Source organism: Nocardia sp. NPDC058480 (genome assembly GCF_042720495.1).
GTDB lineage: Bacteria > Actinomycetota > Actinomycetes > Mycobacteriales > Mycobacteriaceae > Nocardia.
The window spans coordinates 147468-168530 of record NZ_JBHXMN010000010.1 but is presented as its reverse complement, the minus strand read 5'-3'; the positions used below and the strand labels follow the sequence as shown (position 1 = coordinate 168530).

The following is a 21063-nucleotide window of genomic DNA, read 5'->3' as shown; positions in this document are numbered from 1 at the left end:
TGCCTCGCGGTCGGACGGCGGGCATGGTGGAGTGGGGCGCGCACGAGAGAGAGTTTGCCACGACGTCGCTGTGGCGTCCGCGAGTTGGTGGTGGTCGTGAGGTCACTCACATCACCGCGAGGTCGCGGATAACGGCTACCGGTCGCCGGTCATCGGCGGCATGGTGGGCTCGGGCGGGCGTGCCGCGGCCTTGGCGGCCTGGTGACGGTTCAGTCCACGCTTGCCCATCAGTGCGAGCACCAGCGCGAAAACCACCGCCGCGATGATGGCGCCGACCAGGCAGGCGCCGCGGAACGCAGGCGCGTCGACGTCGAGAATGCGTTGACCGGCGTGTGCGGCATTGTTGCCACCGAGCACGATCGTCAACGTCATCAGATTGGGCAGCGAGCAAGCCAGCGCGATGATCACCGCCGCGCCCGCGATGAACTTGCCGCCCTTGCGCTTCCACACCCGCACCGCCGATACCAGCAGCAGCAAGGGCAGCAGCGTGAACAGGAACCCGTACACCAGACCCCACCAGATGCCCGAGCTGAAACTGCCGTGCACGACGTTGGCCAGCCGCTGTGCCCACCATCGGGGGATGAACGAGGACAGAATGAAGTAGGCGATCACCAGTACCACCACCGTGGCGAGCGCCATGATCGCCCGGTTACGCCATCGGACGGCGGTGGATTTCTGACCGCTCGACTGCACCTCGCCGGTTGTCATCTGCCCAGCGTAAGTGCGTCGGGGCCGCCGGGCGGCGACCCGGCGCCCGGCGATTCTTCGATCGGTACTACTCCGGGGTGGTGCTGCGTTCGCGCAGGAAGGCCAGTGCTTCGTCGGCATGCACGGCCGCGCGCAGCTCACCGGTGATGATCTTCAGGATCGTGCGGTCGGTGTCGATCACGAAGGTGTGGCGCTTGACCGGGGCGAGTTTGCCGAGAAGTCCACGCTTCACGCCGAATTCGGCGGCCACCGCGCCGTCGCTGTCGGACAACACGGGATAGTCCAGGCGCTGCTTGGTGGCGAAGCCGGCCTGCACCTCGGTGCTGTCGGTGCTGATGCCGACGCACGAGGCGCCCAGCGCGGTGAATTCACCACTCAGATCGCGGAAGTGGCAGGCCTCGGCGGTGCACACCGGGGTATTGGCGGCGGGGTAGAAGAACAGCACCAGCGGGCCGTCGGCGAGCAAGCCGTCGAGCGAGCGGAGCTGGGCGGACTGATCGGGGAGCTCGAACTGCGGAGCGCGCTGGCCTGGCTGCATGCCCAGACAGTAACGACCGGCAGCGAAGTAAGGAAGATCCCCGTTCGCGTACACGAGCGGGGATCCTCATGGCCTACTGCCCGAGCAGCGCCGCGACGTCGGGATTGCGGATCTGCATCACGTCGAGGATGCCGTGCGCGCGCAGCAGTGGCTCTAGCTCGCGGATGCGGTCGCTGTGCCCGGCGTACTCGTCGGGGAAGTTCTTCTTGTCGAGGTCCTGGATGGCCTTGGCGTAGGTGACGAACGAATTGATCGCGCTCGCTGTCACCGCCTGCTGGCCGGGACCGTAGTGCTGCTGCGACGGGACAGCCAGCCGGCTGTCCTGTGCGCCCTGGTGCGAGGGGTACAACATTGCTCCTCTCGGAAAGGGGATTACCGCATGCGACGTGGAACCCGCGCGAGTGTAGTGATGCCGGTCACCGCCCGATTCGGCGCGGGGTCGGGTCCGCGCGCGCAGGCGGCGGCACGCCTGGGATGATGGGCTCATGCAGGGCGCGTCGACACCAACCACCACGACCCGCGAACAGTTCCGGCTGCTCGCCGCCGAGCACCGGGTCGTCCCGGTGACCCGAAAAGTGCTGGCGGACTCCGAAACTCCGCTCTCGGCCTATTCCAAACTGGCAGGCGACCGGCCGGGCACCTTCCTGTTCGAATCCGCGGAGAACGGGCGCTCGTGGTCGCGCTGGTCGTTCATCGGCGCGGGCAGCCCGTCGGCACTGACCGTCGTCGACGGTGAAGCCACCTGGCTCGGCACGGTGCCCGCCGACGCCCCCACCGGTGGTGACCCGCTGCGCGTGCTGCACGAGACCCTCGAACTGCTGCGCACCGAACGGCTGCCCGGTCTGCCGCCGCTCACCGGTGGCATGGTCGGTTATCTCGGCTACGACGCGGTGCGCCGGATCGAACGGCTGCCCGAGCTGGCCGCCGACGATCTGCGACTGCCCGAGCTGGTGCTGATGCTGGCCACCGACCTGGCCGCGTTCGACCACCACGAGGGCGCGATCACCCTCATCGCCAACGCGGTGAACTGGGACGGCACCGACTCCCGGGTCGACGACGCCTACGACGACGCCGTCGCCCGGCTCGACAAGATGACGGCCGCGCTGGCCGCCCCCGCGACCTCGACGGTGTCGGTCTTCGACCGGCCGGAACCGCAGTTCCTGCGCAGGCGCACCACCGAGGAATTCGGTGCGGGCGTGCACCGTCTGATCAAGGAGATCGAGGCGGGCGAGGCGTTCCAGGTGGTGCTCTCGCAGCGCTTCGAAATGGACTACACCGGTTCCCCGCTCGCGGTCTACCGGATGCTGCGGGCCTCGAACCCGAGCCCGTACATGTACCTGATGCACATCCCCGACGGCGCGGGTGGCACCGCGTTCTCCATCGTCGGCTCGAGTCCTGAATCGCTGGTCACCGTGAAAGACGGTGTGGCGACGACACATCCGATCGCGGGCACCCGCTGGCGCGGCGACAGCGCCGAGGACGACATCCTGCTCGAGAAGGACCTCCTCGCCGACGAGAAGGAGAACGCCGAGCACCTGATGCTCGTCGACCTCGGTCGCAACGACCTTGGCCGGGTCTGTCGTCCCGGCACGGTGAAGGTCACCCAGTACCGCCACGTCGAGCGGTACAGCCACGTGATGCACCTGGTCTCGACGGTGTCCGGGCTACTCGCCGAGGGCAAGGTCGCGCTCGACGCGGTGCGGGCCTGCTTCCCGGCCGGCACGCTGTCCGGTGCGCCGAAGGTGCGGGCGATGGAACTGATCGAGGAACTGGAACCGACCCGGCGTGGCGTCTACGGCGGCGTGGTCGGCTACCTCGACTTCGCCGGTGACGCCGACACGGCCATCGCCATCCGCACCGCCCTGCTCAAGGACGGCATCGCCTATGTGCAGGCGGGCGCGGGCGTGGTCGCCGACTCCGATCCCGTGTACGAGGACACCGAGGCCCGCAACAAGGCCATGGCGGTGCTCAAGGCGATCGCGGCCGCGCAGACCCTGCGCACCTACGAAGGCGGGGACTTATGACGGCCACGCCCGGAGCAGACGACACCCCTCCGGCGGACGTCGACGGGCCGGATGCGGCGGTCACGGACTCCACCGGGGCCACGGCTGGGACGCCCGCTCGGGCAGCCAAGCCGATCGTTCCGGTCGTGCTGCTGGCGCTGGCCGCGGCGGGGTTGTGGGCTGCCTCGCGGATGACGTGGGTGACGGTGCACTCCGCCGACGGGCTCACCGAACCGCGCACCGATGACCTCAACGGTGGCGTGTGGTTCGGCGCGCTCACCCCACTCGCCCTGGTCCTGGTCGCCTCGATCGCGGCGGTGTTCGCGGTCAAGGGTGTGCTGCGTCAGCTGCTCGGGGTGGTGATCTCGGTGATCGCGGCGGCGGCGGCGGTACCGGGCTTCGCGCTGGCGGCCGGGGCGGGCAATACCGCCGACCGTGCGGGCACCCTGGCCGAATTGCCGGTGCGCGCGGTCGTCAGCGGCGCCGACGCGCACCTGGGTCCGGCGATCCTGTCGATCCTCGCCGCGATCCTGGCACTGGCCGCGGGCATCCTGCTCACCCGCCGCACCGGCGAACGCGCCGAACTCTCCGGCAAGTACGACAACCCGGTGTTCCGACGTGCCGACGCCAGCGCCGCGGTGAGCAAACAGAACGCGGAGACCGGAACCGCGGCGCCACTGTCGGACCGGGTGCTGTGGGACGCGCTCGACGCGGGTACCGACCCGACCGACACCTCCGATACCCCCGGCGCCGACCACGGTCCGGCCGGGGAGAACAAGTGACCGGCAGCACCCCCGCCGCAGTGACACGCGCGGCGGGCATTTATTCTTTACCAGCATCGGTGAGACAGCGCCTGAGGGGACTCTCGGGCGAGAAGTGCGTCTTCCCAGAAAGGATTCGAGCCAGATGACGGTACTCGACTCGATTCTCGACGGGGTCCGGGCGGATGTTGCCGCTCGCGAAGCCCTCCTCGATTTTCAAGCGATCAAAGCTGCTGCCGCCGCGGTCAAGGGACCGCTGGACGCATATGCCGCGCTGCACGAGGACGGAATCGGTGTCATCGCCGAGGTGAAGCGCGCCAGCCCCTCCAAGGGCGCGCTGGCCGACATCCCCGATCCCGCCGTGCTGGCCAAGGCCTACGAAGACGGTGGCGCGCGCATCATCAGCGTGCTCACCGAGGGTCGGCGCTTCGGCGGATCGCTCGACGATCTCGACGCCGTACGCGCGGCCGTGAACATCCCGGTGCTGCGCAAGGACTTCGTCGTCGGCCCGTACCAGATCCACGAGGCCCGTGCCCACGGCGCCGACGTGATCCTGCTGATCGTGGCCGCGCTCGAGCAGGACGTGCTCGCCTCGCTGATCGACCGCACCGAATCCCTCGGCATGACCGCCCTGGTCGAGGTGCACACCGAGGAAGAAGCCGACCGCGCCCTCGAGGCCGGTGCCACGGTGATCGGCATCAACGCGCGCAACCTCAAGACCCTCGAAGTCGACCGCGATGTGTTCGCGCGGATCGCGCCCGGCCTGCCGTCGGAGGTCATTCGGGTGGCCGAGTCCGGCATCCGCGGCACCGCCGACCTGCTGGCCTACGCCGGCGCGGGCGCCGACGCCGTGCTCGTCGGCGAGGGCCTGGTGACCAGCGGTAACCCGCGTTCGGCCGTGTCCGAGCTGGTCACCGCCGGTACGCACCCGTCCTGCCCGAAGCCCGCTCGGCGGAGCATTCGGTGACGGTGCTTCCCCCGGCGAGCGCCGGCGTCGCGCAGCACTCCGACTACGAGCCCGACGCGGGCGGCCACTTCGGCATCTACGGCGGGCGCCACGTCCCCGAGGCGCTGATGGCCGTGATCGAAGAGGTCACCGCCGAGTACGACAAGATCCGCACCGATCGCACCTTCCTCGACGAGCTCGACCGGTTGCAGCGTGACTACACCGGCCGCCCTTCGCCGGTGTTCGAATGCACCCGGCTGGCCGCGCACGCCGGTGGCGCGCGGATCTTCCTCAAGCGTGAGGACCTCAACCACACCGGCTCGCACAAGATCAACAATGTGCTCGGCCAGGCCCTGCTCGCCAAGCGGATGGGCAAGACCCGCGTCATCGCCGAGACCGGCGCGGGCCAGCACGGCGTCGCCACCGCCACCGCGTGCGCGCTGCTCGGCATCGGCTGTGTGATCTATATGGGCGCGGTCGACACGGCCCGCCAGGCGCTCAACGTGGCCCGCATGCGGCTGCTCGGCGCCGAGGTGATTGCGGTGACTTCGGGTTCGCAGACCCTCAAGGACGCGATCAACGAGGCATTGCGCGACTGGGTCACCAACGCCGACGACACGTTCTACTGCTTCGGAACCGCCGCAGGTCCGCACCCGTTCCCGCTGTTGGTGCGTGATTTCCAGCGCGTGATCGGCCTGGAAGCGCGCGAGCAGATCCAGCTCCCGGAGCAGGCGGGCAAGCTGCCCGATGCCGTCGTGGCCTGTGTCGGCGGTGGTTCCAACGCCATCGGCATCTTCCACGCCTTCATTCCCGACGCGGGCGTACGCCTGGTCGGTTTCGAGGCGGCCGGTGACGGCGTCGAAACCGGACGCCATGCGGCCACCTTCACCGGTGGCACGCCCGGCGCCTTCCAGGGCGCCTACTCGTACCTGCTGCAGGACGAGGACGGCCAGACCATCGAATCGCATTCGATCTCGGCCGGTCTCGACTACCCGGGCGTCGGCCCCGAACACGCCTACCTCAAGGACACCGGTCGCGCCGAATACCGGCCGATCACCGACACCGAGGCGATGGACGCGCTGCTGCTGCTCTCGCGCACCGAGGGCATCATCCCGGCGATCGAGTCCGCGCACGCCGTGGCCGGCGCGCTGAAGCTGGGCTCCGAGCTCGGCGAGGGCGCGGTCATCCTGGTCAACCTGTCGGGTCGTGGTGACAAGGACATGGACACCGCGGGCCGCTGGTTCGGTCTGTTCGATGACGACGCCGCCGAGGAGAACAAGCAGTGAGTCAGCAGTCCCGTCTCGCGAACACCTTCGCCGCGGCGCGTAGCGAAGGTCGGGCCGCCCTGATCGGCTACCTGCCCGCGGGCTATCCCGACCTGGCCGGATCCATCGCCGCCTGCCGCGCACTGGTCGAATCCGGTTGCGACATCGTGGAAGTGGGCGTCGCCTACTCCGATCCCGTGATGGACGGCCCGGTCATCCAGGCCGCCGCCGAGCAGGCGCTGCGCGGTGGGGTGCGCGTGCGCGACGTGTTCTCCGTCGTCGAGGCGATCACCGACGCCGGTGGTCAGGCCGTGGTGATGAGCTACTGGAACCCGGTGCTCCAATACGGTGTCGACACCTTCGCCCGCGACCTGGCCTCGGCCGGTGGCGCCGGAATCATCACGCCGAACCTGATCCCCGACGAGGCCGACGACTGGTTCATCGCCTCGGCCACCCACAACCTGGATCGCATCTTCCTGATCGCACCGTCCTCGACCGAGGAGCGTCTGGTCAAGACCCTCGAGGCCTCGCGCGGCTTCATCTACGCGGCCTCGACCATGGGTGTGACCGGTGCCCGCGACGCGGTCTCCTCGGCCGCGCCCGCGCTGTGCGCACGGGTCCGCGCGCACTCCGACATCCCGATCGGCGTCGGCCTCGGCGTGCGCTCGGGCGCGCAGGCCGCCGAGATCGCCGCCTATGCCGACGGTGTCATCGTCGGATCGGCGCTGGTCTCGGCCGTGCCGGAGGGCCTCGACGCGGTCCGCGCACTGACCGCTGAACTGGCTGAAGGTGTGCGCTCGGCGACCGTTCGCTCCTGACCGCATTGCCAGCCCCGCACCCGCGACCCCTGGGGAGCGGCGGCCACGAAGTGGCCGGTCCGCGGCCGGGTCGCCGGTTAGCGCTCGACAGCGCATGCGCCGCAGGCGCGAGTCTCGAGCGCTAACCGGCGGCCCCTTGGGGCCGCGGACACGCGCGCGCCAGCGCGCCAATATGCTGAGGCCGTGAACTCAGTCCTGGCCTATATTCCGAGTCCGCCTCAGGGGGTCTGGCACCTCGGACCCTTCCCGCTGCGGGCGTACGCACTGTTCATCATTCTCGGCATCGTCGTCGCCATCTGGTGGGGCGAACGCCGGTGGCGCGAGCGCGGTGGTCAGCCGGGCGCCGTCCTCGATGTCGCGATGTTCGCGGTGCCGTTCGGCCTGGTCGGCGGCCGTATCTACCACGTCGCCACCGACTGGCAGAAGTACTTCGGCGAGGGCAAGCACCCCGTCGAGGCGCTCTATATCTGGCAGGGCGGCCTCGGCATCTGGGGTGCGGTGTTCTTCGGTGCCATCGGCGCCTGGATCGGCTGCCGGATGTACAAGATCCCGCTGCCCGCGCTCGGCGACGCGGTCGCGCCCGCGGTGCTGCTCGCCCAGGCGATCGGCCGGCTCGGCAACTACTTCAACCAGGAACTCTACGGGCGCGCCACCGAGGTCCCGTGGGGTCTGGAGATCTACGAACGGTTCGACCCGGCGACCGGCGCGCGCGACATGATGAACGGGGTGTCGACCGGGCGAGTGCTCGAGGTCGTGCAGCCGACGTTCCTCTACGAGCTCGTCTGGAACGTGCTCGTCGTTATCGGGCTGGTGCTGCTCGACAAGCGCTACAAGATCGGTCACGGCCGCCTGTTCGCGCTCTATGTCGCGGGCTACAGCTTCGGCCGGTTCTTCGTCGAACTGTTGCGCAGCGACGAAGCCACTCACATTCTCGGCATCAGGATCAACTCGTTCACCTCCGCACTCGTCTTCCTCGGCGCCATGGCCTATTTCGCGTTGGCGACCAAGGGCCGCGAGACGCCCGCGCAGTTGCAGCCGGACGGTGAGCCGCGTCCGTGGCCGTGGCAGTTCTCCGCGTTGCGGGCCGCCGGTGCGGCCGGCGCCGGTGCGGCGACGGACTCCGCGACCACGACGGTCGACGTCACGAAGAAGGCAGATTCCCCTGCGGTGGAAAATGATTCGGCAGATGTGGACGGTGTGACCACTCCCGCCGACGAGGACGCGAAGGACGTCACCGACGCGAAGGACGTCACCGACGCGAAGGACGTCACCGACGCGAAGGACGTCACCGACGCGAAGGACGTCGCGGACGTGTCCGGTGAGGACTCCGAGTCCGCGACCGGCGCCGACGGGGAGCCGTCGAAATCAGGTGCGAAGAAGTCCTGATCCACCACGGTTTTCGTCGAACCGACGGGCGTCCGGCAACATTGCGGGCGCCCGCCGCGATATTTCGAATGTGTGGCGAGGGCCGATCGGGTGGTACCCGACAAGACAACAGTGGGCAGTACCGGCCACAATGGCCGTGATCGTCGCGCGCGCACCGCCGTTCGGCCGATCGCCACGGGCCGGGGGCCACGACGGGTACCCGCACGAATGAGGAGGACATGAGTGACCGATCCCTATAACCCCAATCCCCAGTACGGACCTGACCTGAGCAAGCCGCAGGACGGCGGCTCGCAGCCGCAATACGGTCAGCCTGCCTACGGTCAGCCCTCCGATCCGTACGCCCAGCAGCCGCAGCAGCCCGGCTACGGCCAGCCACAGTACGGTGCGCCGCAGCCGCAGTACGGCCAGCCCGCCGATCCGTACGCGCAGCAGCCGCAGCCGGGTTACGGCCAGCCGCAGCCGGGTTACGGCCAGCCGCAGTACGGTGCGATGCCGCAGGGCTACAACCCGAACGACCCGGAGGCGCCCTGGGGCCGGGACATGTACGGCGTGCCGTTGTCGGACAAGCAGAAGCTGATGGCCGGTCTGCTGCAGATCTTCCTCGGCAGCTTCGGTGTCGGCCGTTTCTACCTCGGCTACACCGGTCTCGGCATCGCCCAGATCGCGGTCACCTGGCTGACCTGTGGCCTCGGCGCCATCTGGCCGCTGATCGACGGCATCATGATGCTCACCGGCAAGGTGCCCGACCCACAGGGTCGTCCACTGCGCGACTGATTCCATGCCCACACCGGGGAGGTAGACGGGTGCTCTGCTCACGCGGAGTGCCCGTTTCGCGTTTTCCCACCGGTATTCCGATCACGGTGAGCGATACTCTGTGTCGGTCTGTGGCGGCGCCGTATCGTCGCTTGGCCTGCGCGTGCCCGCTACGCGCAGCGGAGAAAGGGATGTCCGTGCGCAAATTCATTGCCGCCGCCGTACTCGCTGTCGTCGCCGCGACGAGCCTGTCGGCCTGCTCGTCCGCGTCCGACCCGAACGTGCTGAAGATCGGCACCGAGGGCACCTACGCGCCGTTCAGCTACCAGGAGGGCGGCACGCTCACCGGCTACGACGTCGAGGTTGCCCGCGCGGTCGGCGAGAAGCTCGGCAAGCAGGTGGAATTCGTGCAGACCCCGTGGGACTCGATCTTCGCCGGGCTCGAGTCCGAGCGCTTCGATCTGGTCGCCAACCAGGTCACCGTGAACCCCGAGCGCACGGCCAAGTACGCGCTGTCGCAGCCGTACACGACCTCCGAGGGCGTGATCGTCACCAAATCCGACAACGCCACCATCACCTCGCTGGCGAGCCTGGCGGGCAAGACCACCGCGCAGTCGGCCACCAGCAACTGGAGCAAGGTCGCCGCCGGCGCCGGTGCGAAAGTCGAAGCGGTGGAAGGGTTCGTGCAGGCGGTGCAGCTGCTCAAGGCCGGTCGGGTCGACGCCACCGTCAACGACACACTCGCCGTGGGCGAGTACACGAAGAAGACCGGTGACACCGGCATCAAGATCGCGGCCCAGACCGGCGAGACCAGCAAGCAGGCCTTCGCCGCCCGCTCCGGCGACACCGCGCTGATCGCCGACGTCGACAAGGCCCTCGCCGAACTGCGTGCCGACGGCACGCTGGCCCGGCTGTCGGAGAAGTACTTCGGCACCGACGTCAGCAAATAGCGGATGGATCCGGCTACCTGGGAGCTGATCCGGCACAACCTGGTGCCGATGCTGAAGGCCACGGTGACGATGACGTTGCCGCTCACGGCCGTCAGCTTCGTCATCGGCCTGGCCATCGCGGTGGGTGTCGCGCTGGCCAGGATGTCGACGCGGCGGATGCTGTCGGTGCCCGCCCGCTTCTATATCTCGATCATCCGCGGCACCCCGCTGCTGGTGCAGCTGTTCATCGTGTTCTACGCGCTGCCGCAGTTCGGGATCGTCATCGATCCGTTCCCGGCGGCGGTGATCGCGTTCAGCCTCAATGTCGGCGGGTACGCCGCCGAGGTGGTGCGCTCGTCGATCATGAGCGTGGCGCACGGGCAGTGGGAGGCCGCGCAATCGCTGGGCATGACCTATGTCCAGACGCTCTGGCACATCGTGTTCCCGCAGGCCGCCCGGATCGCGGTGCCCCCGCTGTCGAACACGCTGATCTCGCTGGTCAAGGACACCTCGCTGGCCTCGACCATCCTGGTCACCGAGCTGCTGCGCACCGCCCAGCTGGCCGCCGCGCCCACTTTCGACTTCTTCGCCCTCTACGGCGTCGCGGCGCTCTACTACTGGGTGATCTGCCTGATCCTCGGCTTCGGCCAGACCCGTCTGGAGACGCGGCTCTCGCGCCACGTTGCCGTTCGGTAGCAACCGTTTTCGTGAACACGAGTCGAACTCAGCGTGCAACTCGACAGGCGAAAAGACTCGGCGCTCCCCGAGTACTAGGCTGTTGGGCGTGATGCGACGGACGAAGATTGTGTGCACCTTGGGGCCGGCCACTGCTACCCAGGATCGTATTCGTGAGCTCGTCGAAAGCGGCATGGATGTGGCCCGGCTGAACTTCAGCCACGGCGACCACGCCGACCACGCCGACAACTACAAGATGGTCCGCGCGGCCTCGGACGAGATCGGTCGCGCGGTCGGCATCCTCGCCGACCTCCAGGGCCCCAAGATCCGCCTCGGCCGCTTCGCCGACGGCAAGACCGTGTGGGTCAACGGCGAGCAGGTCCGGATCACCGTCGACGAGGTCGACGGCACCCACGACCGCGTCTCGACCACGTACAAAGAGCTCGCGCAGGACGCCAAGGCCGGTGACCGGCTGCTCGTCGACGACGGCAAGGTCGGCCTCACGGTGGAATCCGTCGAGGGCAACGACGTCGTCTGCCGGGTGACCGAGGGCGGCCCGGTGAGCAACAACAAGGGCCTGTCGCTGCCCGGCATGAACGTGTCGGTGCCCGCGCTGTCCGAAAAGGACATCGCCGACCTGGAATTCGCGCTGGAGCTCGGCGTCGACTTCATCGCACTGTCCTTCGTGCGCTCACCGTCGGACATCGAACTCGTGCACGACATCATGGACCGCGTCGGCCGCCGGGTTCCGGTGATCGCCAAGCTGGAGAAGCCCGAGGCGATCGATAACCTCGAGGCGATCGTGCTGGCCTTCGACGCGGTGATGGTCGCCCGCGGTGACCTCGGCGTGGAGCTGCCGCTCGAGCAGGTGCCGCTGGTGCAGAAGCGCGCGATCCAGATGGCGCGCGAGAACGCCAAGCCGGTCATCGTCGCCACCCAGATGCTCGAGTCGATGATCGAGAACTCGCGCCCGACCCGCGCGGAGGCCTCCGACGTCGCCAACGCGGTGCTCGACGGCGCCGACGCGGTGATGCTGTCGGGGGAGACCTCGGTCGGCGCGTGGCCGATCGACGCGGTGCGCACCATGGCCCGCATCGTGACCGCGGTCGAGTCCGAGACGTCCCGGGTGCCACCACTGACCCACGTGCCGCGCACCAAGCGTGGCGTGATCTCCTACGCCGCCCGCGACATCGGCGAGCGGCTCAACGCCAAGGCGCTGGTGGCGTTCACCCAGTCCGGTGACACCGTGCGCCGCCTGGCCCGCCTGCACACCCCGCTGCCGCTGCTGGCGTTCACCCCGCTGCCGGAGGTGCGCAGCCAGCTCACGCTGACCTGGGGCACCGAGACGTTCATCGTGCCCATGGTGGACACCACCGACGCGATGATCCACCAGGTGGATCAGGCGCTGTTGTCGCTGGACCGTTATCGCAAGGGTGACCTGGTGGTCATCGTCGCCGGTTCGCCTCCGGGTACCGTCGGTTCCACCAACCTGATCCACGTGCACCGCATCGGCGAAGAGGACCACTAGTAGTGAGCAGTTCGATCGACATCGAGACCACCCAGGGCGAGCCGACACCCGATCTGCGGGTGTTGCTCGACCTGCTCGACCTCGAGGCGATCGGCGAGGACACCTTCCTGGGCAAGCACCCGGAGAAGGTGTGGAGCCGCACCTTCGGCGGGCAGTTGGTGTCGCAGGCGATCGTCGCGGCCGGCCGCACGGCAGGCGACCGGCCGCTGCACGCGATCAACGCGCATTTCGTGCGCGGCGGTGATGTGAAGAAGCCGATCGAGTACCACGTGCAGCGCCACCGCGACGGTCGCTCGCTGGCCAACCGGACCGTGACGGCCAGCCAGGACGGCCAGGAACTGTTCGTCATGCTGGCCGCGTTCCAGGACTTCGGCAAGGGCCTCGAGCACGCCCACGACGGCCCGGACGTGCCCGATCCCGAAACCCTGCCCCGGGTGGAGGAGAGCTTCGCCGGCTTCGAGGACAAGCTGGAGATGTTCATCAAGGCGCCGCACCCGATCGACATGCGCTATACCAACGATCCGGCGTGGATCCTCAAGGGCACCGGCGAGAAGCTCAACCACAACCGGGTCTGGATGCGCACCGACGGCTCGCTGCCGGACGATCAGCTCCTCCACGTGGCCGCGCTTGGCTATTCCTCCGACACCACCGTGCTCGATTCGATCATCACCACGCACGGTTTGTCGTGGGGGCTGGACCGGATTCTCGCGGCGACGGTGAACCACTCGATCTGGTTCCATCGTCCGTTCCGCTTCGACGACTGGGTTCTCTACGCCACCGAGTCACCGGTCGCGGCGGGCTCGCGTGGGCTGGCGACCGGCCGGTTCTATTCGCGCACAGGCGAATTGATCGCCACCACCGTGCAAGAAGGCGTTATCCGGCACTTCCCGGCCCGCTGAGCGCCGCTGGGCGGCCCCGCTGAGGGCTCCCGTGGCGGGCCTCAACGCAGTTCGTGGTCGAGTGCCGGTTCGACGACATCGGTGCGCTGATGTGCGCGCAAAATAAAGGGCACGCCGCGGCCAGGATGCGGTGGGGCGGCGCCGTACACGGCCAATGCGAGACCGTGCTCGAGGTCGGCGATGTCGGCGTCGGTGAGATCGGCCGGGTCGCCGACCAGACTCAGCGCGATCTCATAGGTGCTCTCCGTGCTCGGCTCGAGGCCGGGAGAGCAACCGCGCCACTGTGCTTCGAGATCGCGATGGACCGGGTCGCTCGCGTCGACGGGCATGGTGAACCGCCAGGCATAGACATCGCGGTCGTGCACATGGTCGTCGAGGACCGTCCGGACACTGGCGACGATGCGGTCGAGGATCTCCGGTGTCACATACACATGGAGCGAAACATCCGAAATGCGTTTCGGCAAGTCTGTAGTCCCGTCGTGTGTCGAACCTGCAAGGGGTAACACCCACGTCCGCGCCGAAGTGTAATCCCTGCGCGCCGCCGCGAACAGCCTTAGCGAGCGTCAGGACACGGCGGGGTGCCTCAGCGCCTGCGCTGCGCGGCGAGGAATGCCGATAGTGGGCCGGGCCCGCCGGGCGCTATCACCAGGCCGGCGCGATCGCCCTCGCCGGAGAGTTTCGTCTGCTCGTGCGGTGCCAGCGCTCCCAGAACGGGGAACAGCAATTCGGCGATGCGGTCGCCGACCTCGAGGAAGGCTTCCGGGGAAAGGCCGATCGGATCGGCGATGTTCTCCCGGCCGACGTAGGCCAGGTTGTTACGCGCGTCATGCAGTGCGGCAATGGATTTCGCGCCGGTGACCTTGGCGATGCGATAGGCCTCGGCGAGGGTGAAGGTCCGCGGGGCGGTGCCGAAGGCCAGTTCACCGACCTGGTCGCGTAAAGAATCGGTCATCGTCAGCACCAGGTCGGCGCGATCGACCATCTCGGGCTTGAGCTTTCGGGCTTTGAAGCCGGTCGTGTCACCGCCGAGGCTCGCGATGGTCTCCACGGCCAGTGGCTCGGGTGGGAAACCGACCAGGGCGCGGGTGCCTGCGCTCTCCGCGGTGAGGTCGGGTAGGCCGTGCTCCGCCGCGAACGCCCGGGTGAGCCGTTCGGCCATCACCGACCGGCAGACATTGGAGTTGCAGACGAAGAGCACGTGCATACCGACACCGTAATCGGGTCGATTGTCGTGCAGTAGGTCAGAATTGTAACCATCACAAACGCGGTACTACTTATTCACCTCTCGGTTGAACGCCGTACATCAATCATGATGCGCAAATCCGTTGTGTGCCACCGTGATACCCGTGAGATATGGAGTGAAAACCTCGCGGTTATATGTGTCGATCATCACTCGTTCCGATTATAATCATTCGTTCTGTAATAATTCGATTCGGTAATAACCGGCGGTACGGCTGGTGGAGTGCCGTGTACCCGGCCGCGAGTGGAGAACATCGGGCCGCGCGCCGGCACCCGCGGGGCGAATGCCGCCAGCCCGGTCGGCGCCGACATCGTCGTAGACCGCGTCGATCCCGCCGCGGCGGAAGTAGGCCTCGTGCCAGAAGCCGGTGCCGCCGGAATCGCGGAGGAATTCACCCACCACTGCCGGTGCGGCCGGCGATCGCGTCCAGCGCTCCATCGAATCCGGATCGCGCCAGTACTGCCGGGCGCCCCAGTGCGGCGGAAACATCGACCACACGATGTCCTCGTGGCGCGGCAATCCGTCGGGCCGGTCGGTATGTGAGCGAGACAACTTCGGGCCGACGCCGAGCAGCCGCAGCATGCCGCGTGGGGTGCGCACCCGCGTCCCGAGCGGGATCATCACCAGGTCGGGGTAGGCGTCCGGGTCGACCGCAGTGCTGTGCACGCGCATGATCGCGGCCCCTTCCGTGGTGCCCTTTCGGGGTACGTACGGGGCAGCCGGACGTCCGCTTCGACCGGCGGTTCGCTTCCCGGCGCGCCGAGACGCTATAGTGACCGCGGTGCGCCGGGTTGGCGGAACTGGCAGACGCGACGGTCTCAAAAACCGTTGTCCGGAAGGACGTGTGGGTTCGAGTCCCACACTCGGCACCACGGCGGAAGCGCGGCGAAGGCAGCCGCGCTCCGCGGGGGAGTATCCGGCGCAGGGTGTGTGCGCGATCTCATCGCAGGCGCATTTTCTGCGCGGAAGCAAAAGGTACTCTTTACATCGCCCGTCGTGGTGTGATCGACAGGCATCTCCAATCCAGAGGGGTCGAACCTATGAGCACGAATGCAGCCGGCGCCACGCGTGAGGCCGCGGCCAAGCGGGTCGTCGTCGCCGAGGATGAGGCCTTGATCCGGATGGACCTCGTCGAGATGCTCAAGGAAGAGGGCTACGACGTCGTCGGCGAAGCGGGCGACGGGCAGCAGGCCGTCGAGCTCGCCGAGGAGCTGCGCCCCGATCTGGTCATCATGGACGTGAAGATGCCGCGCCGTGACGGCATCGATGCCGCCGCCGAGATCGCGTCGAAACGTGTTGCGCCCGTGGTGATTCTGACCGCGTTCAGTCAGCGTGACCTGGTCGAGCGCGCACGTGACGCCGGCGCGATGGCCTATCTCGTCAAGCCGTTCACCAAATCCGATCTGGTCCCCGCGATCGAACTCGCGGCCAGTCGTTTTCACGAAATCACCGCGCTGGAAACAGAAGTCGCGAATCTGTCGGACCGTTTGGAGACGCGCAAACTGGTCGAGCGGGCCAAGGGCGTGCTCATGCAGACCCAGGGGCTCTCGGAACCGCAAGCGTTCAAATGGATTCAGCGCACCGCGATGGATCGCCGCACGACGATGAAGGCGGTCGCCGAAGTCGTGCTGGAGAACCTCACCCCGCAGTGACACGGTTCGGCTCTCACTGCCGCGCGGGTCGAAAGCAGAAAATGTTTACGCAAGCGAAACAATAATGTGAACTATTGCTGGACAACTGACCTCCGACATGATGCGAATGTGATGCGGATCTAACAAAGCGGCGATATGTTCTCTGCGGGCTGAACGTGGTCGGCCCCCTCGGTGAACCCGGGGAGCACAGGACATAGAGGTGAGACGTGCTCAGTTCGACATGGCGCAGTCGGTCGACGCGAGGAGTTCTGGTTATCGGAGCTGCCGCGTCGTTGGTGTTGTCCGGATGCAGTGACAAGTCGTCCGATGGCGGCGGTGGCGGCAACACCGATCTCTCCATCCAGTCGGTCGTTCAGCTCGATACCGAGGGTAAGGCGGTCGCGACAACCGATGCCGGCAAAGCCGCGGACCCCGCTGGCGACGGAAAGGCCAAGTGCGCGCCACAGACCCTCGCGATGGCAGGCCCGCTGACCGGCGGTAATGCCGCCCTCGGCATCAACATCATCATGGGTGTGAAGCTCGCGCTCGACCAGCACAACAAGGCCAACCCGGACTGTCAGGTCTCGGTGAAGCAGTTCGATACCGAGGGCAAGCCGCAGATCGCCAGCCAGGTGGTTCCGACGATCGTCGCCGACCCGAACATCGTGGCCCTGGTCGGCCCGACCTTCTCGGGTGAGACGAAGGCGACCGGCCAGATCCTCAGCGAGGCAGGCATGCCCACGCTGACGGCATCGGCCACGAACCCCGCCTTGACCACCAACGGCTGGAAGACCTTCTTCCGTGGTCTCGGCAACGACGACTCGCAGGGTCCGGCCGTGGCCAACTATCTGACCGGCGAGAAGGGCTTCAAGAAGATCTGCGTCGTGCAGGACAACACCGACTACGGTGCCGGTCTCGCGAAGGCCTTCATCACCGCCGCGGGTCCCGCGGCCGACGCCTCCTGCGGGACCAGCGTCAAGGAAGGTGACAAGGACTTCTCGGCAGCGGTCTCGAAGCTGTCCGCGGCCAAGCCCGACGCCATCTTCTACGCCGGTTACTACGCCGAGGCAGCACCGTTCGTGCAGCAGCTGCGTTCCGGTGGCGTGACCGCGGCCTTCGTTTCCGCCGACGGCACCAACGATCCCGAGTTCGTCCGCCAGGCCGGTTCCTCGTCCAAGGACGCGCTGCTGTCGTGCCCGTGCAGCCCCGCGCCGGAGAAGTTCGCCGCCGACTACAAGGCGCTCAACGGCCAGGCGCCCGGCGTCTACTCCGTCGAGGGCTACGACCTGACCACGATCCTGCTCAAGGGAATCGATGCCGGTAAGGTCACCCGCGCCGAGCTCGTCGACTTCGTCCGAAACTACGACGGCACCGGTGTCGCCCGCCAGTACAAGTGGGGCGAGACCGGCGAGCTGGCCAACATCCAGATCTGGATGTACCAGGTCAAGTAGTTCCGAAGACGTGTGTAGCGGTGCGCGTGGCTGTGATGCCACGCGCACCGCGCGCCTGACGCGAGAGTAACCATGACATCAGCGGCTTCGCTCGGTGTGACCCTGTTGGCCGAGGGGTCCATCGATTTCAACGTCTCCGGGGTGATCGACCAGTTCTGGCGATTGACCGTGGACGGCCTCACCTACGGCTCGATCTACGCTCTGGTGGCTGTCGGCTACACGCTGGTCTACGGCGTGCTTCGACTGATCAACTTCGCCCACTCCGAGATCTTCATGCTCGGCATGTTCGGCACCTACGTGGGACTGGAACTGCTCGGCTTCGCGCCCAGCGGCAACGTGTATTCCCAGGGTGTCGCGCTGACGGTTCTCTACCTCGGCGTGGCGATGCTGTTCGGCATGCTCGTCTCGGGCATCGCGGCGGTGGGGCTCGAACGGATCGCCTACCGGCCGCTGCGCAGGCGCGGCGCGAAACCGCTGGCCTTCCTGATCACCGCGATCGGTATGTCGTTCGTGATCCAGGAGTTCGTCCACTACATCCTGCCCAAGATCAAGCCGGGTCTCGGCGGCTCCAACGCTCAGACCGGAATCCGGCTCGTCGAGCCGAAGGTGCAGTTCACCTTCCTCGGCGCGCAGGTCACCAATGTGGCGCTGGTGATCTTCGCCGCGGCCATCGTGCTCGCGGTCACCACCGAAATCGTCATCAACAGAACCAAATTCGGCCGTGCCATCCGCGCGGTGGCCCAAGACCCCGACACCGCCACCCTGATGGGCGTCTCGCGCGAGCGGGTCATCGTGCTGACCTTCCTCATCGGCGGTCTGCTCGCCGGCGCCGCCGCGATGTTGTACACGCTCTACATTCCCACCGGCATCATCTTCTCCGGCGGTTTCATCCTCGGCATCAAGGCGTTCAGCGCCGCGGTGCTCGGCGGTATCGGCAACCTGCGTGGCGCGCTGCTCGGCGGTCTGCTCCTCGGCGTCGCCGAGCAATACGGGCAGATCCTGTTCGGCACCGAATGGCGTGACGTGGTCGCGTTCGTGCTGCTGGTGACCGTGCTGATGTTCCGGCCGACCGGCATCCTCGGCGAGAGCCTGGGGAGGGCACGCGCATGACAGACCTGACGAAAACTCCGGAAGTTCCCGCCGCACCCAAGGATCGACGTGGCGTCGGCGACGCGATCCGCGGCTGGTGGGACGGGCTCTCGCGGCCTGCCCAGTGGGCCGTCGGGGTGCCGATCCTCGCCCTGCTGGCGCTGATGCCGCTGTTCCCGCCCCCGCTGCTCGACACTCCGGGCGTGAGCTTCGGCGGTGTGATGGCGCAGTTCGCCATGTACGCGTTGATCGCCATCGGCCTGAACGTGGTGGTCGGCCAGGCGGGCCTGCTCGACCTCGGCTATGTCGGCTTCTACGCTGTCGGCGCCTATACGGTCGGCCTGCTGACCAGCCCGAACAGTCCGTGGAACCAAACCGACGGCGGATGGCTCAGCTCGGGCTGGGCGTGGGTGGCCTGTCTGCCGATCGCGGTCGCGCTGACCGCGCTGGCCGGTCTGATCCTCGGCTCCCCGACCCTGCGGCTGCGCGGGGACTACCTGGCGATCGTGACGCTCGGCTTCGGTGAGATCGTGCGCCTGATGGCCGACAACCTGGGCGAGCTGACCAACGGCAGCCTCGGCCTGTCCAAGATCGCCTACCCCGAGGTCGGTGAATCCGAAGCGCATCCCGGTGGCTACTTCTCCCCGGGCAACCTCGGTGACAAGAGCAGCTGGAACCCGTTCGATCGGGCGAGTAGCGGCACCTGGTGGTTCTGGCTCGGCATGGTCCTGGTGATCGTGGTGCTGTTGATCATCGGCAATCTCGAGCGCAGCCGGGTCGGCCGCTCCTGGGTCGCCATCCGCGAGGACGAGGACGCCGCCGAGATCATGGGCGTGCCGACCTTCAAGTTCAAGCTGTGGGCGTTCGTGATCGGTGCCTCGGTCGGCGGTCTGTCCGGTGCGATGTACGCCGGTCAGGTCACCTATGTGAACCCCAAACAGTTCGACATCATCTTGTCGATGCTGTTCCTGTGCGCGGTCGTGCTCGGTGGTTCGGGTAACAAGCTCGGCGTGATCGTGGGCGCGTTCCTCATCGCGTACCTGCCGATGCGGTTGCAGTCGGTGCAGCTGGTGTCGAACGAGTCGACCGGCTATCTGCTGCTCGGCCTCGATATCGCGCTGCTGATCGGGTTGTGGTTGCTGTGGCGGTGGCGCAGGGACTCGCTGGGCACATGGGTCCGACGCGCGGTGATCGCACTCGCGATCTTCGCGGTGATCGCCGGATTGCTGCTGTTCGGCAGCGTGCTGCTGTTCCGCAAGGGTGGCGCGCAGAACCTCGGTGACCTGAAGTACCTCTACTTCGGCATCGCGCTCGTGGTGATGATGATTCTGCGGCCACAGGGTCTGTTCCCGGTGCGGCAGAAGCTGCTCGCCTACGGCAGACAGGTGTACCAGGCCGTCGTGCGCAAGCCGGCGGCCGAATCGATCGGAGCAGGGCAATGACGGGGCCGGGCGCGGGAGACGCGCTGTACGACAACGAAGACATGAAGGCGGGCTACCAGCCGCCGCCCGAGGTCGAGCCGACGGGCGAGGTCGACGTCACCGCGGTGATGCCCGAACTCGCCGATGCCGAGACGGTCGCCGAGGTGGTCGCGCCGCATCGAGCGATCGAGACCGCGGTCGGCGAGCCGCTGCTGCGCACCGACGGTCTCACCGTCAAGTTCGGCGGTCTGACCGCGCTCGACGGGGTGAGCTTCGAGATCCGCCGCGGCGAGATCCTCGGCCTGATCGGCCCCAACGGCGCGGGCAAGACCACCTGCTTCAACGCGATCACCGGTGTCTACAAGCCCGCGTCGGGCAGCGTGCACTTCGACGGTCGGCCACTGGCCAAGACCAAGCGCAACGAGATCACCCGGATGGGTATCGCGCGCACGTTCCAGAACGTGCGGCTGTTCGGCGAGATGACGGCGCTGGAGAACGTGGTCGTCGGCACCGACGCTCGCCACACCACCTCGGTGCCCGGCGCGGTGTTCCGCACGCCGAAGTTCAAGCGTGAGGAGCGTGACGCCATCGAACGCGGCATGGCGCTGCTCGAGTTCGTCGGCATCGCGCCACGCGCGGTGGAGAAGGCCCGCAACCTGTCCTACGGCGATCAGCGCAGACTCGAGATCGCGCGGGCGCTGGCCACCGAGCCCAAACTGCTGTGCCTGGATGAGCCGGCTGCTGGTTTCAATCCCAGCGAGAAGTCGGCGCTGATGGATCTGATCCGCAAGATCCGCGACGACGGCTACACCGTGCTGCTCATCGAGCACGACATGCGCCTGGTGATGGGCGTGACCGACCGGATCGTAGTGCTGGAGTTCGGGCGCAAGATCGCCGACGGCCTGCCCACCGCGGTGCGCGAGGACCCGGCGGTGATCGCGGCCTACCTCGGTGTGCCCGACGCGGACACCATCGACGAGGTGCGCGAGGAATCCGTGGCCGCTGCGGAGGAGGGGGCGACC

At 67.5% G+C, this 21063-nt stretch carries 21 protein-coding genes, 1 tRNA gene and 1 pseudogene; 17 read left to right on the top strand and 6 right to left on the bottom strand.

Annotated elements, in window-relative coordinates:
* Nucleotides 1-135 precede the first annotated feature (135 nt).
* The 3 genes from ACFWO8_RS23095 to ACFWO8_RS23085 form a co-directional block, all read right to left on the bottom strand.
* Entirely contained in the window at nucleotides 136-708 is a 573-nt protein-coding gene (locus ACFWO8_RS23095) for a permease (protein ID WP_378957327.1), read from the bottom strand.
* A gap of 67 nt (nucleotides 709-775) precedes the next feature.
* A complete protein-coding gene (locus ACFWO8_RS23090; protein WP_378957324.1) occupies nucleotides 776-1246 on the bottom strand; it encodes a peroxiredoxin in 471 nt (156 codons plus the stop codon).
* Nucleotides 1247-1319: 73 nt separating this feature from the next.
* Nucleotides 1320-1598, bottom strand: a complete 279-nt coding sequence (locus ACFWO8_RS23085) for a hypothetical protein (protein WP_378957320.1) — start codon at nucleotides 1596-1598, stop codon at nucleotides 1320-1322.
* A 133-nt stretch (nucleotides 1599-1731) separates the two neighbouring features.
* On the opposite strand from ACFWO8_RS23085, the gene ACFWO8_RS23080 reads away from it, so the two are divergent.
* The 11 genes from ACFWO8_RS23080 to ACFWO8_RS23030 all read left to right on the top strand — a co-directional run bounded on the left by ACFWO8_RS23080 (nucleotide 1732) and on the right by ACFWO8_RS23030 (nucleotide 13209).
* A complete protein-coding gene (locus ACFWO8_RS23080) occupies nucleotides 1732-3270 on the top strand; it encodes an anthranilate synthase component I (protein ID WP_378957317.1) in 1539 nt (512 codons plus the stop codon).
* Entirely contained in the window at nucleotides 3267-4031 is a 765-nt protein-coding gene (locus ACFWO8_RS23075) for a TIGR02234 family membrane protein (RefSeq protein WP_378957309.1), read from the top strand. The genes ACFWO8_RS23080 and ACFWO8_RS23075 overlap by 4 nt, the downstream gene beginning before the upstream one ends.
* A gap of 124 nt (nucleotides 4032-4155) precedes the next feature.
* Entirely contained in the window at nucleotides 4156-4977 is an 822-nt protein-coding gene (trpC, locus tag ACFWO8_RS23070; RefSeq protein WP_378921480.1) for an indole-3-glycerol phosphate synthase TrpC, read from the top strand.
* Nucleotides 4974-6242, top strand: a complete 1269-nt coding sequence (trpB, locus tag ACFWO8_RS23065) for a tryptophan synthase subunit beta (protein WP_378957296.1) — start codon at nucleotides 4974-4976, stop codon at nucleotides 6240-6242. The genes trpC and trpB overlap by 4 nt, the downstream gene beginning before the upstream one ends.
* Nucleotides 6239-7039 carry a tryptophan synthase subunit alpha gene (trpA, locus tag ACFWO8_RS23060; protein ID WP_378957286.1) on the top strand — a complete coding sequence of 267 codons (801 nt, stop codon included), beginning with the start codon at nucleotides 6239-6241 and terminating at the stop codon, nucleotides 7037-7039. The genes trpB and trpA overlap by 4 nt, the downstream gene beginning before the upstream one ends.
* A 183-nt stretch (nucleotides 7040-7222) precedes the next feature.
* The gene (gene lgt, locus ACFWO8_RS23055; protein ID WP_378957269.1) at nucleotides 7223-8425 is read left to right on the top strand and encodes a prolipoprotein diacylglyceryl transferase; all 1203 of its coding nucleotides are present in this window, start codon (nucleotides 7223-7225) and stop codon (nucleotides 8423-8425) included.
* A gap of 222 nt (nucleotides 8426-8647) precedes the next feature.
* Complete coding sequence (locus ACFWO8_RS23050) at nucleotides 8648-9199, top strand: NINE protein (RefSeq protein ID WP_378957240.1); 552 nt, start codon at nucleotides 8648-8650, stop codon at nucleotides 9197-9199.
* Nucleotides 9200-9369: 170 nt separating this feature from the next.
* Nucleotides 9370-10128, top strand: coding sequence for an amino acid ABC transporter substrate-binding protein (locus ACFWO8_RS23045; protein WP_378957234.1), 759 nt, complete (start codon nucleotides 9370-9372; stop codon nucleotides 10126-10128).
* Nucleotides 10129-10131: 3 nt separating this feature from the next.
* Complete coding sequence (locus ACFWO8_RS23040) at nucleotides 10132-10803, top strand: amino acid ABC transporter permease (protein WP_378957209.1); 672 nt, start codon at nucleotides 10132-10134, stop codon at nucleotides 10801-10803.
* Nucleotides 10804-10891: 88 nt separating this feature from the next.
* Nucleotides 10892-12310 (top strand): pyruvate kinase, encoded by a 1419-nt coding sequence (gene pyk, locus ACFWO8_RS23035; RefSeq protein ID WP_378957182.1) that lies wholly within the window; start codon nucleotides 10892-10894, stop codon nucleotides 12308-12310.
* A gap of 2 nt (nucleotides 12311-12312) precedes the next feature.
* Nucleotides 12313-13209, top strand: a complete 897-nt coding sequence (locus tag ACFWO8_RS23030) for an acyl-CoA thioesterase (RefSeq protein WP_378957153.1) — start codon at nucleotides 12313-12315, stop codon at nucleotides 13207-13209.
* A gap of 41 nt (nucleotides 13210-13250) precedes the next feature.
* Here the strand turns inward: ACFWO8_RS23030 and ACFWO8_RS23025 are convergent, their stop codons facing one another.
* The 3 genes from ACFWO8_RS23025 to ACFWO8_RS23015 all read right to left on the bottom strand — a co-directional run bounded on the left by ACFWO8_RS23025 (nucleotide 13251) and on the right by ACFWO8_RS23015 (nucleotide 15121).
* Nucleotides 13251-13634: a hypothetical protein gene (locus ACFWO8_RS23025; protein WP_378957143.1), complete on the bottom strand. Its 384-nt coding sequence runs from the start codon at nucleotides 13632-13634 to the stop codon at nucleotides 13251-13253.
* Nucleotides 13635-13792: 158 nt separating this feature from the next.
* The gene (locus tag ACFWO8_RS23020; protein WP_378957137.1) at nucleotides 13793-14413 is read right to left on the bottom strand and encodes a low molecular weight phosphatase family protein; all 621 of its coding nucleotides are present in this window, start codon (nucleotides 14411-14413) and stop codon (nucleotides 13793-13795) included.
* A gap of 204 nt (nucleotides 14414-14617) precedes the next feature.
* Nucleotides 14618-15121 carry a monooxygenase family protein gene (locus tag ACFWO8_RS23015; protein WP_378957120.1) on the bottom strand — a complete coding sequence of 168 codons (504 nt, stop codon included), beginning with the start codon at nucleotides 15119-15121 and terminating at the stop codon, nucleotides 14618-14620.
* A gap of 113 nt (nucleotides 15122-15234) precedes the next feature.
* Between ACFWO8_RS23015 and ACFWO8_RS23010 the strand changes: the two genes are divergently transcribed.
* The 6 genes and pseudogenes from ACFWO8_RS23010 to ACFWO8_RS22985 form a co-directional block, all read left to right on the top strand.
* A tRNA-Leu gene (locus tag ACFWO8_RS23010) sits at nucleotides 15235-15321 on the top strand.
* 168 nt (nucleotides 15322-15489) lie between these two features.
* On the top strand, nucleotides 15490-16101 hold the full coding sequence (locus ACFWO8_RS23005) for an ANTAR domain-containing response regulator (protein WP_056824610.1): 612 nt from the start codon (nucleotides 15490-15492) through the stop codon (nucleotides 16099-16101).
* A gap of 272 nt (nucleotides 16102-16373) precedes the next feature.
* Nucleotides 16374-17531, top strand: coding sequence for a branched-chain amino acid ABC transporter substrate-binding protein (locus ACFWO8_RS23000; RefSeq protein WP_378957098.1), 1158 nt, complete (start codon nucleotides 16374-16376; stop codon nucleotides 17529-17531).
* A gap of 72 nt (nucleotides 17532-17603) precedes the next feature.
* Complete coding sequence (locus ACFWO8_RS22995) at nucleotides 17604-18641, top strand: branched-chain amino acid ABC transporter permease (protein WP_378957023.1); 1038 nt, start codon at nucleotides 17604-17606, stop codon at nucleotides 18639-18641.
* A complete protein-coding gene (locus tag ACFWO8_RS22990) occupies nucleotides 18638-20062 on the top strand; it encodes a branched-chain amino acid ABC transporter permease (RefSeq protein ID WP_378957003.1) in 1425 nt (474 codons plus the stop codon). The genes ACFWO8_RS22995 and ACFWO8_RS22990 overlap by 4 nt, the downstream gene beginning before the upstream one ends.
* Nucleotides 20059-20991 (top strand): annotated as a pseudogene (locus ACFWO8_RS22985) (ABC transporter ATP-binding protein); the annotation flags it as partial. The gene ACFWO8_RS22990 and the pseudogene ACFWO8_RS22985, both read left to right, overlap by 4 nt.
* Between the last annotated feature and the right edge of the window lie 72 nt (nucleotides 20992-21063).